The 1,006-nt window shown below is 41.0% G+C and carries 1 pseudogene; it reads right to left on the bottom strand.

What is annotated here, in order from left to right:
- Nucleotides 1–366 (bottom strand): annotated as a pseudogene (locus tag HMPREF2837_RS00005) (recombinase); the annotation flags it as partial.
- Nucleotides 367–1,006 lie beyond the last annotated feature (640 nt).

Raw genomic sequence — 1,006 nt, 5'->3', positions numbered from 1 at the left:
CCCCACCCATCGTTTCGCCTCAGTGCTATTTTTAATTCTATCCCAGTCATACTTATCGCCAATTCCGACAATAAATTCTCTTTGTACGTCTAATGTTTTACTCTTTTTGACGTGCTGAAAGTAGTCCTCTATCCTTCTGTCCTTCCGAGTTTGTTTTGAATTATATTCTTCCAGGGCAGATCCGAAAATCTTTTCATAGGCCTCTTTGATTGGTTCTTGTTTGATGTAAATATTCTCGTTGATTTTATCTCGGTCAATATGTTGGTGTTGAGGTTGTTTAAATTCTTCTTCTGTCAGATCTCGATTGTTGTGTTTGATGCTGGTCATCTTGGTACTGGTTTTAAAAGAAATGCTCAATTGTACCATCCAATTTCCTCCCCCCTTGTCCTCCCAAAAGGGGAGGACGAGCAAGCCGACAAGGTCTATTGCTTGCTCGATTCTAGCTATAATAAAATTAAGCAGCGCTTGATTTTATTATAGCTTTTCTGTTACTCTTTTGTCAAAAGAGTAACGTTTATGCAGTTTTGACAAACCTAGCGGTTCGTCAAAACGCAAACGCTCCTCCGAGGGACTCTTGCAGAGAGCAAATTCGTGCGAATGAACGCACGAAAAAAGAGAAAACTCGAACCCCAAGTTTTCTCTTCGTCGCTCGATTTCGAGCGAGACATTTTTTCAAAATGTCAGTCAGACGGCTTCGCCATTGTCTGACAAAAAAACCGACCTCGAAAGGTCAGCTCTTCGAATAATAGGGCCAGTGGTGGCGCGGGTTGTTTACAGCCTAAAGCTGAAGGCAGTGCCGAACCTGAAGCTGAATCATCAGCAACCTTTGAGCAAACTGTTACCAGTCACCCGACTTACACCCTATCGTTACTTACATCTTAGCACAATTTTTGATTTTCTGGTATATCGTATTATCTTCAAAACAGATAATATCACAAGTAAAAATCTCTGCCAACAGAACTACTCCCGACTTATTCTGCCTTAATCTTGTAGTCTTAAAATCTAC

This window comes from Streptococcus sp. HMSC071D03, from assembly GCF_001812125.1.
Taxonomy (GTDB): domain Bacteria; phylum Bacillota; class Bacilli; order Lactobacillales; family Streptococcaceae; genus Streptococcus; species Streptococcus pseudopneumoniae_N.
Note: the sequence above shows the minus strand (reverse complement) of the source record. Positions and strands in the feature narration are given on the sequence as shown.